Here is a 10,041-nt window from a genome sequence, read left to right as displayed (position 1 = left end):
CCGGCGGGGTGTTATTCCACCCACCCGATGGCAGCCCACCCAAAGCTAATCCCCATCCCCTGCGGAAACACTCCGCCAGAGGGCTACTCACCGACGCCTAAAGCTTGACCATCGGCTCGTAGCCGAAGGGGATCTTCTCCGAGTCGACGATCTGCTTACCGAAGGGGAAGCAGGTGACCGGGATCATTTTGATGTTGGCCCACGCCAGAGGCAGACCGATGATGGTCACCGCCTGCGCGGCAGCGGTGGTGATATGCCCGATGGCCAGCCACACCCCGGCCACCACGAACCAGATGACATTCGCCACCGCCGACATGCTGCCCCCTCCCCCGCTGGGTTGCACCACCGAACGCCCGAAGGGGGCCAGGGCGTAATTCGCCATGCGAAAGGACGCCACACCCGCCGGGATGGTCACGATGAGCAGGCAGGCCAGGATGCCGAAGAAGACGTAGCCGGCGGCGAGGAGGAATCCACCGGTGATGAACCAGATGATGTTGAGCAGGAGTTTCACACCCCCGAATCTAATCGAATTCCACACTACGATGGCGGGCATGGACGACCATCTGCGCATCTCCGACAACGAGCGCGTCTCAGCCATGTCCGCCCTGGCGAATCATTTCACCGAGGGCCGCCTCGACACCGCTGAGTTCGACGAACGCACACTCGCCGCCTCCCAGGCGAAGACCCGCGGGGAGCTGCGCCCACTGTTCGAGGATTTGCCCGGCCAACTCGGCGGGGCGCTGGAGCCGGGGACGGCGATCGTCGAGAAGCACGATGTTGAGCTGGAGGAAATCCGCGACCGGGGCATGAAAGTAGAAAAATGGGACGGCATCCTCGGCAGTGTCACCCTCGTGTCGTTCTTTGTCCTCATGTTCGCCTTCAACGTCAGTTGGGCCTGGATCGTATGGCCGATCATGGGCGCACTGTTCGTCGTGATTCGCCTGCTCAACCACTATTCTGACTCGGATGAAGAGGCGTACGAGGAGCTGAAGGAAGTCGAGGAGAAGGCCAGGAAAGCCCGCATCGAGCGCGCCACCAGACGACTGAAGGAACTGGAAGAGTAACCTCGCCCCCATGCTTTCTTCGATCGTCGACTGGGTTGTCCGCCTCATGGAACTTTTGGGGGCGCCCGGCGTCGGTATCGCCATCCTCCTGGAAAACCTCTTCCCGCCGATCCCCTCGGAGGTGGTGCTGCCGTTGGCCGGGTTCACCGCCTCCCAGGGTGAGCTCAACGTGTGGGCGGCGTTTATCTGGGCGACCATCGGTTCGGTGACCGGCGCGCTCCTGCTGTACTGGGTGGGGGCGGCGATCGGGGCGGGACGGTTGCGCCAGATCGCGGACTGGATGTGGCTGGTGGAGCCGGAGGACGTCGATAAGGCACTGCACTGGTTCGACCGGTACGGGCGCTGGTCGGTGTTTTTCGGCCGCCTCATCCCGGGCGTGCGGTCCCTGATTTCCATCCCCGCGGGCATCGACCGGATGAACCCGCTGTCCTTCGGGCTGATGACTTTCGCCGGTTCCGCCCTGTGGAACGCGGTGCTCATCTACGCCGGCGTGGTCCTCGGCGACAACTATCACCTGGTGGAGAAGTACGTGGGTGAGTATTCGACGTGGGTGTACGTCACCCTCGGTATAGCGTTGGTCGTGGTGGTCTTCCTGTTGGGGCGACGGGCACGGCGACGTAGTCGGCAGGGGAAGGCTGACACGCAGGGCACCACCAGATGATGCGTTCGCCGAGCCAGGCCCGTTGAATCACTTCACCGCACCGACGGCAGGGCCGGCCGTGGCGGCCGAAGACGTAGGAGGTTTCCCCGGCACGGCGCACGCCGGTGGTGACGCGGACGGGGGCGTTCCGGTTGGCCCACATGATGCGCCGGGTGATCTCCAGGATCCGGTCCACATTCACCTCCCCTACTGAGCGTGCGGGGTGGACGCCGGCGAGGAAGCAGATTTCGGCGCGGTATTCATTGCCCACTCCGGCGAGGTTGCGTTGGTCGAGGAGGGCTTCGCCTATCGTCGCGCGCGTATCACCTAAAAGGCGGCGTTGCGCCTCGCCTGCGTCCCAGTCGCCGAGGACGTCGGGGCCGAGGTGGGCGATGTGGGTGTGGTAGTCGTCGACGCCGAAGACGCGGACGAAGCCGAGGGAGTGTCCGACGATTTCGATGGGGCGGGCGTCGGCGAGGTGGAGGACGACGCGTGCGGTGTGGCCGGGTTTGCGCCAGCGTTCGCCGACGCGGTGGATGGCCCAGGTGCCTTCCATGCGTAGGTGGGTGTGGAGGATGCGGTCGCCGATCTGCATGAAGAGGTGTTTGCCGTAGGGCCAGACGCGTTCGACGATGTCGCCGTCGAAGCGGGTGAGGGCTACCGAGGGGACGCGGAGGGAGGTGTGGGTGACTTCGCGGCCGGTCATGAATTGCAGGCGGCGGGAGAGTTGGAGGACGGAGTCACCTTCGGGCACTCTTTTAAGCTACCGCCACGGGGCCGAGTGGCACGGTTGGTGTCCCTGTTTTTTCCGTTCCGGGCCCCGTGGCTCCCCCGAGTAGTGATTATGGAGAGCGTGCCTGTCTGACACCATTGTAGTTTTGCCCACCTCGGTGGGCGGGGTGTCTCAGTCGTCGAAACTGATCACTTCTGTCACTCGGCGACCGCGTGTGGGGGTGCGTGGGGGTGCTGTTTTTCCGCCGAGGCGCGCCCCGCGCGGGCTTATCGACGCCCCCGCCTCCCGCAGCGCCCCCAACAGCGGCGAGTCGAAAACGGGGTCCCCGTTGAGCTTCTCGACGGTGAGGTCGTGCCCACTCAAGGCCCATACCACCAGGTCGAGGTGGTCGGGGTTGAAGACGGTGAGCGTGCGGCCGCCGCGGGTGAGGTGGGCGAGGAGGACGCCGTCGGCAAGCACGACGAGGGCTCCGGCGGCCCGGGAGGGCCCGGTTTCGGGCCAGGGCAAGGCGGCGCCGTAGGGGTTGGCGGGGTCGGCGGCGGCGAGGACGTGGAGGTGCGGGTCGTGGAGGTCCGGAGGCAGGCCGTCGCCGTCGAGGCCGCGGAGGCGGTCGATGACGCCGGGGGTGGAGAACTGCGCTGCCCCGAGTCCTTCGATGAAGTAGCCGCGCATGGCTTTGCCGGATTCCTCGAAGCCGCTGAGCACTTTGTAGGCGAGGGCGAAGCCGCCGAGGACGTTTTCGTTGACGACGCTGCCGCGGGTGACCACTCCGTAGCGGTCGAGCCACGTTTCTCCCTGCACGACGGATCGCGTCGTGGCATCGGGGCTGGCACTCACGCTCAGTGCCCAGCGTCCGCCCATGTCCAGGGGTGGTCCGGAGCGCAGGCGGGAGCGGTTGGGGCGCCGGCGTGCCCGGTGGGCGGTGGTGCCCCCGGTGCTGGCCAGGCGGGCGCGGATGGGGGCGAAGCCGTCGGGGCTGACCAGCCCGGCGTCGACCAGGCCCCACAGGGCCTCCCGCAGCTCCGCGGCGGTGACCATCTCGGAGAGTGAGCGTTGCAGGTCGGCGAACAGGAAACCTCCGCCCCGGCGCAATACCTCCATGACTTGCTCCTGGATGAAAGTCAGGCCCTCGGCCTCCACATCGGGGACCAGGTCGGCGGCGATGTCGGCGGGCAGCAGCATGATCCACGGGTCGCGGGCGGCGGCGGTGCCGGCCCCGACGATGAGGATCTCACCGTTGGCGGTCAGTTCGTCGAGCATGAGGGGGTCGTAGCCGCGCACGCGCCCAGGCAGCACCACCGACTCCCAGGCGCTGGCCGGCAGCCGCACACCGGCGAGTTGTTCCAGGGCCGCGAAAACACCGTCAGCACCGCGCAGGGGCCCGTCGATCTGGTGCCAGTCGATGAGGAAACGGGCGTAGGTGGGGCCGATGACGGGCCGGGTGGCCGCGCGGGCGGCCGCCAGCGAGCGCCGGCGGATCACCCCAAGCACGGAAGCGTCGCAGTATTCCTGCTCCTCGATGCCCTGGCGGAAATGGCCGTCGATGACCCGCGCGTCAGCGAGCAGGGGTTGCAGCGCTGCATGCGCCGCGCCGACGGCCAGCCCGAAGGCGTCGGCCAGGTCGCGCAGGACGAAGGGCCCGCGGGTGCGCACCCAACGGGAGACCAGCTGGTCGAGGGCGTCGACGATCGTCTCCACCTGGGCGGGCACCCCGGGTGGGACGGGCACGCCGAGCCCGTCGCGCAGCAGCGGGGCATCGAGCGTCTGGGCGAGATGTTCCACCCCGCCGATGCGCACCACCATCACCCGCTCGCCCAGGGGGGACCAGTCCACTGGAATTGAGTCCACGGGCAGGGGCCCGAGGCGTCGGACAGCATCGGCCAGCTCCTCTGCGGTGCGCGGCTCCCGGCGTAAACCGGCGTGCACCTCGGCGATGATCTCCGGGTCGAGGAGCTCGCGCAGCTCCACCGTGCCCAGCAGCTTGGCCAGCAACGACGGGTCGAGTGCCAACGCCGCCGCGCGCTTTTCCGCCAGCGGCGAATCCCCCTCGTACATGAACGCGCCGGTGTAGTTGAACAGCAGCGAGGACGCGAAGGGGCTGGGTTGCTCGGTGGTGACTTCCGCGATCCGCACCCGGCGTTGCCCCAGGTCACGGCACACCGCCGTGAGGGCGGGCAGGTCGTAGACGTCCTGGAGGCATTCGCGGACGGTCTCCAGGATGATGGGGAACGAAGGGTATTTCCGCGCCACATCCAGCAACTGCTCCGCCTTCTGCCGCTGCTGCCACAACGGGGCCCGCTTCCCGGGGTGGCGGCGGGGCAGCAACAGCGCCCGTGCGGCGCATTCACGGAAACGGGAGGCGAACAGCGCTGAACCGCCGACCTCGCGGGTGACCAGGTCGGCGATGTCGTCGGCGTCGATAAGAAAAAGCGAGGCATCCGGCTCGGTGTCACCTTCGGGCAGGCGCAGGACGATGCCATCATCACCCGCGACGGCCTGGGCGTCCATACCGGTGCGCTCCGCGATCCGCGCCCCGACCGCCAGCGCCCACGCCGCGTTGACCCCACGGCCGTAGGGAGCGTGCAGCACCACCCGCCAATCCCCCAGCTCATCCCGGAAACGCTCCAGCACCAGGGTCTTCTCATCCGGCACCACCCCGGTGGCTTCTGCCTGTTCGGTCAGGAAAGCCACCAGATTGTCCCGGGCGTACCCGGAGAGATCGGCGACGACGCCCGCGTCGGCGTGGACGCGGCGTCGATAAGCACCCACCGCAAGTCCCAGCTCGTAGGGCCTGCCTGCGGCATCCCCCGTCCAGAACGGCAGGCGGCCGGTATGCCCCGGCGCGGGGCTGACCAGCACTTGGTCACGGGTGATGTCTTCGATGCGCCAGCTGGACGCCCCGAGGGTGAACACATCACCGACGCGGGACTCGTAGACCATCTCCTCATCGAGCTCACCGACGCGCCGCGGCGCCCCTTCCCCGCCCAGCAGGAACACGCCGAACATGCCGCGGTCCGGGATGGTGCCGCCTGAGGTCACGGCCACGCGCTGCGCCCCGGGTCGCGCCGACAACGACCCGGACACCCGATCAAACACCACCCGCGGGCGTAACTCCGCGAAATCCGTCGAAGGATAGACCCCGCTCACCAGATCGATGACGGCGTCGAAAACATCCCGCGCCAGATCCCGGTAGGGCCAGGCACGGCGCACGGTGGCGTACCACTCCTCGACGTCCACATCCGCCACGGCCACCGCCGCCACCGTCTGCTGTGCCAGCACATCCAGCGGGTTCGCGGGCACGTGCAACTCCTCGATGAGGCCTTCCCGCATCCGCGCCACCGTCACCGCCGCCTGCACCAGGTCAGAGCGGTGCTTCGGGTGGACCCGGCCCCGGCTGACCGCGCCGACGGAGTGCCCGGCGCGACCCACGCGCTGTAGCCCGGAGGCCACCGAGGGTGGTGACTCCACCTGCACCACCAGCTCCACGGCCCCCATGTCGATGCCCAGTTCCAGCGAACTCGTCGCCACCACCGCGCGCAGCGAGCCTTCCTTGAGCATCTGCTCAGTCAGCGCACGCTCATCCTTGGACACCGAACCGTGGTGGGCGCGCGCGATGACCGGCGGGGCGGTCCCGGCGACATCCACGGATTTCATCAGCTGCGCCGGGTCGCGCCGCAACTCCGGCGACAGCGAGGACGGGTCGTTCTCACTCGCCCAGATCTCGTTGAGTCGGCTGGTCAGCCGCTCAGCCGTGCGCCGCGAATTGACGAACACCAATGTCGAGCGATGCGCCATCACCTGCTCGTACACATCGTTTTCGATCGACGGCCAGATGGATCGTTGCTGGGGCAGCGCGGATTCGGTGAGCCGGTCGTCGATGGTGGCCTCCCCGATCGTCGAGCCCATCTCCGGTACCGGCAGATCGGACATGTCCGGCACCCCGACGCGTACTTCCAGCTCCCACTCCTTCGACGCGGGCGGGGCGATGATCTCCACGGGCCGATCGCCGCCGAGGAAGTTGGCCACGGTGGTCAAAGGCCGCACCGTCGCCGAGAGCCCGATGCGCTGGAATCCGCCCGTCAGCCGCGCCAGTCGTTCCAGCGTGAGCGCCAGGTGGACGCCGCGTTTGGTGCCGGCGAGGGCGTGGATTTCATCGATGATGACGGTCTCCACACCGGCGAGCACCCCCGCCGCTTTCGAGGTGAGCATGAGGTATGCCGATTCGGGCGTGGTGATGAGGATGTCCGGCGGCCGCCGCAGCTGCCGCGCGCGTTCGGCCTGCGGGGTGTCCCCCGAACGCACGCCAACCGTGATGTCGGGCACATCCAGCCCGAGCCGTTGCGCCACCCGCGCGATACCCGTCAGCGGGGCGCGCAGGTTATTTTCCACATCCACACCCAGGGCCTTCAACGGGGAGATGTACAGCACCTTCACTCCGCCGTCGCTTCTCGACGCCCCGCCCGTCCCCGTCCCCGGCAGCGCCAGTTGTCCTTCGCGTTCCACCAGGTTATTCAGCGCCCACAGGAAAGCGGCGAGGGTTTTACCGGATCCGGTGGGGGCGACGACGAGGGCGTGATCACCGCCAGAGATCGCCGACCACGCGGCCTCCTGGACTGGGGTGGGGGCAGCGAAGACCTCCTCGAACCAGGTGGCCACTTGCGGGCGGAACCTACCGAGGATGCTTCTGGTCATGCCCAACTGTAACCCGCGCGGTAATGTCGAGGTCATGACAGTTCACCTTGATGACGCCCGCCTCACCCATCTCCTCGCCCAGGGAACGGGAGAGATCCTCAAAGGTGTCCGCAATGTCGGCGCCTTGCGGGGCCGCAACCTCGGTGACGCTGGCGATGACCTGGCCCAGAACTGGATCGCTCGAGTTCTGGCACAGCACCGCCCGGAGGATGGTTTCCTCTCGGAGGAGATGGCCGATAACCCGGAGCGCCTGAACAAGGAGCGCGTCTGGATCATCGATCCCCTCGATGGCACCAAGGAGTTCGCCACCGGCCGGCAGGACTGGGCGGTGCATATCGCGCTCGTCGAGAATGGCACCCCCACGCATGCCGCCGTGGGCCTGCCTGATCTGGGTGTGGTGTTCAGCTCGGCGGAGTCCCGGATGGTCACCGGCCCGTACGCAAAGAAGATCGCCATCTCGCACAACCGCCCGCCGAAGGTGGCGCTGCATATCGCGGAGCAGTTGGGGTTTGAGACCGCGGCGATCGGTTCCGCCGGCGCCAAGGCCATGCACGTGCTGCTCGGTGACTATGACGGCTATATTCACGCCGGTGGCCAGTATGAGTGGGATTCCGCAGCGCCGGTGGGTGTTGCTCAAGCGGCGGGCCTGCACTGCTCGCGGCTCGATGGCAGCCCGCTGACGTACAACAACAAGGACACTTTCCTCCCGGACATCCTCATCTGCCGCCCCGAGCTGGCCGAGGACATCTTGTCCATGGCAGCCGCCTTCCACGAGGAGCACGGCCGCTACTAAGGTGGTCGGCATGACCGAGACCATACCCACCCCTTATGAGGACCTGCTCGCCGAGATTTTGGAGCAGGGTGCTGCGAAGGGGGACCGCACCGGCACGGGCACACTCAGCGTGTTCGGCCGCCAGCTGCGTTATAACCTGGCGGATTCTTACCCCCTGCTGACGACGAAAAAAGTGCACCTGCACTCGGTCGTCGGTGAGCTGTTGTGGTTCTTGCGTGGCGATTCGAACGTGCGGTGGCTGCAGGACAACAACATCCGTATCTGGAACGAGTGGGCGGACGCCGCTGGTGAGCTCGGTCCCGTCTACGGCGTGCAGTGGCGTTCCTGGCCGACCCCGGACGGCGCGCACATCGACCAGATCGCCGGGGCCCTGGCTACCTTGCAGGAGAACCCCGATTCGCGTCGCAATGTCGTCTCCGCGTGGAATGTCTCGGAGTTGGACAAGATGGCCCTGCTCCCCTGCCACCTGCTGTTCCAGCTTTACGTCGTCGACGGTCGCCTGTCGATGCAGGTCTACCAGCGCTCGGCGGACATGTTCCTCGGCGTGCCCTTCAATATCGCCTCCTACGCGCTGCTCACGCACATGTTCGCCCAGCAGGCGGGACTGGAGGTCGGCGAGCTGATCTGGACGGGCGGTGACTGCCATATCTACAACGACCACCTCCCCCAGGTCCGGGAGCAGATCTCGCGTGAGCCGCGCCCCTACCCGCAACTGCAGCTGCGTCAGGCAGCGGATATTTTCAGCTACACCTTCGACGACATCGAGGTCACGGGCTACGATCCGCATCCGGTGATCAAGGGCAAGGTGTCGGTCTGATGGCGGTGCTCGGCGCGATCTGGGCCCAGTCGCTGGACGGCATCATCGGCGACGGCGCGGGCATGCCCTGGCATGTGCCGGAGGATCTGGCACATTTCCGGGAGGTCACGCAGGGTCACCCGGTGGTCATGGGGCGGCGCACCTGGCTGAGTCTGCCGGAGCGTTTCCGCCCGTTGCCCGGGCGGGACAACATCATCCTCTCCTCCCGCGCGGCCGGCGAGTGGTCGGCGGGTGGTGAGGTGGTCGATCAGGTCCCGCTTATCGACGCCCCCGCAGCCTGGATCATCGGCGGCGGCCAGGTCTACGCCGCGACGATCAGCGACTGCGATGTCCTGGTGGTCACCCTCATCGGTGTGCAGCTCGGTGACGCCCTCGGTGAGCGCGCGGTGCATGCCCCTGAGATCCCCGCCGATTTCGGGCTGGTGTCCGACACTGACTGGCTGGTATCCGATCATGGACGCCTCACCCTGGGCGATGAGCCCAGCGATCTCCCCCTGCGCTACCGTTTCCTGCGCTACGAAAGAAGAAAGGCCGCCTGAATGTCCGAACACGTCACCATCTACGCCACCACCTGGTGCCCGTACTGCATCAACCTGAAAAAGCGTCTCGACCGCACCGAGACGCCTTATACGCTTATCGACGTCGAGCTCGACACCGAGGCCGCCGCCTGGGTCGAGTCCGTCAACGACGGCAATCGCATCGTTCCCACGGTGAAATACTCCGACGGCACGCACGCCACCAACCCCGAGGCTTCCGCCGTGCGCCGCAAGCTCGAGGAGCTGGCGGGCTAGTTAGTCCTCGTCGTCCTCGCCGAACAGGGCCGCCATGTCCTCCGGGGACAGTGAGGCGTTGAGGCCGGCGAGCTCCAGGGAGTAGACCTGCTTGAGGTAGTGCTCCAGGACATCGGCCAACTGCTTGGCGTCAATCTTGTTCAGCAGCAGCAGTCGCTTGGAGGACCCGCCCGGCACCTGCTTGTCGATCGACAGCACCGGGACACCATCCTTGGTCACGATCTCGGCGACGATGTCCCGGCGCTGGACGTCGATGAAGGTCGGGTTGTGCTGGGCCACGGCGTGGTCCTTTCTCACTGGAATGATGTACTCCCTTCCAGGATAGTTGGCCCGGGTCTGGTTTCCGACACGTCCCCCTCGTGCGGTACCCTCACCTAGGACATGCCCTAGTAGCTCAGTGGATAGAGCACCGCTCTCCTAAAGCGGGTGTCGGAGGTTCGATTCCTCTCTGGGGCACCATGTCATGAGTCGGGACATAGTTGACACTATGAGTCGCGACATCGTTGACAGT

10 protein-coding genes and 1 tRNA gene are annotated in these 10,041 nt (G+C 66.8%); 7 read left to right on the top strand and 4 right to left on the bottom strand.

Annotation, left to right across the window (positions count from 1 at the left end):
• Positions 1–97 precede the first annotated feature (97 nt).
• Positions 98–511, bottom strand: a complete 414-nt coding sequence (locus Q4G50_RS13715) for a YccF domain-containing protein (RefSeq protein WP_303378213.1) — start codon at positions 509–511, stop codon at positions 98–100.
• Positions 512–551: 40 nt separating this feature from the next.
• On the opposite strand from Q4G50_RS13715, the gene Q4G50_RS13710 reads away from it, so the two are divergent.
• Together Q4G50_RS13710 and Q4G50_RS13705 are read left to right on the top strand one after the other, a co-directional pair.
• A complete protein-coding gene (locus tag Q4G50_RS13710; RefSeq protein ID WP_303378212.1) occupies positions 552–1,064 on the top strand; it encodes a DUF1707 domain-containing protein in 513 nt (170 codons plus the stop codon).
• A 10-nt stretch (positions 1,065–1,074) separates the two neighbouring features.
• Entirely contained in the window at positions 1,075–1,725 is a 651-nt protein-coding gene (locus tag Q4G50_RS13705) for a DedA family protein (RefSeq protein WP_303378211.1), read from the top strand.
• On the opposite strand, the gene Q4G50_RS13700 is transcribed toward Q4G50_RS13705, so the two are convergent.
• Both Q4G50_RS13700 and Q4G50_RS13695 read right to left on the bottom strand, forming a co-directional pair.
• Complete coding sequence (locus Q4G50_RS13700) at positions 1,622–2,458, bottom strand: DNA-formamidopyrimidine glycosylase family protein (RefSeq protein WP_303378210.1); 837 nt, start codon at positions 2,456–2,458, stop codon at positions 1,622–1,624. The two genes, Q4G50_RS13705 and Q4G50_RS13700, sit on opposite strands and share 104 nt — an antisense overlap.
• A gap of 150 nt (positions 2,459–2,608) precedes the next feature.
• Positions 2,609–7,129 (bottom strand): ATP-dependent helicase, encoded by a 4,521-nt coding sequence (locus Q4G50_RS13695; protein WP_303378209.1) that lies wholly within the window; start codon positions 7,127–7,129, stop codon positions 2,609–2,611.
• A gap of 34 nt (positions 7,130–7,163) precedes the next feature.
• On the opposite strand from Q4G50_RS13695, the gene Q4G50_RS13690 reads away from it, so the two are divergent.
• The 4 genes from Q4G50_RS13690 to Q4G50_RS13675 are packed head-to-tail and all read left to right on the top strand — an operon-like array spanning position 7,164 to position 9,530.
• Positions 7,164–7,922, top strand: coding sequence for a 3'(2'),5'-bisphosphate nucleotidase CysQ (locus Q4G50_RS13690; protein ID WP_303378208.1), 759 nt, complete (start codon positions 7,164–7,166; stop codon positions 7,920–7,922).
• A gap of 10 nt (positions 7,923–7,932) precedes the next feature.
• A complete protein-coding gene (locus Q4G50_RS13685) occupies positions 7,933–8,739 on the top strand; it encodes a thymidylate synthase (protein WP_303378207.1) in 807 nt (268 codons plus the stop codon).
• A gap of 5 nt (positions 8,740–8,744) precedes the next feature.
• Positions 8,745–9,278, top strand: coding sequence for a dihydrofolate reductase (locus Q4G50_RS13680; protein WP_303378214.1), 534 nt, complete (start codon positions 8,745–8,747; stop codon positions 9,276–9,278).
• Complete coding sequence (locus Q4G50_RS13675; RefSeq protein ID WP_303378206.1) at positions 9,279–9,530, top strand: mycoredoxin; 252 nt, start codon at positions 9,279–9,281, stop codon at positions 9,528–9,530. It begins immediately after the preceding gene.
• Here the strand turns inward: Q4G50_RS13675 and Q4G50_RS13670 are convergent, their stop codons facing one another.
• Complete coding sequence (locus Q4G50_RS13670; RefSeq protein WP_303378205.1) at positions 9,531–9,809, bottom strand: hypothetical protein; 279 nt, start codon at positions 9,807–9,809, stop codon at positions 9,531–9,533. It lies immediately after the preceding gene.
• Positions 9,810–9,913: 104 nt separating this feature from the next.
• Between Q4G50_RS13670 and Q4G50_RS13665 the strand changes: the two genes are divergently transcribed.
• A tRNA-Arg gene (locus Q4G50_RS13665) sits at positions 9,914–9,989 on the top strand.
• The last annotated feature ends 52 nt before the right edge of the window (positions 9,990–10,041 follow it).

Source organism: Corynebacterium sp. (genome assembly GCF_030538285.1).
Classification (GTDB): Bacteria; Actinomycetota; Actinomycetes; order Mycobacteriales; family Mycobacteriaceae; genus Corynebacterium.
The sequence above is the reverse complement of the archived record's forward strand: the minus strand, read 5'-3'. Positions and strand labels throughout refer to the sequence as shown.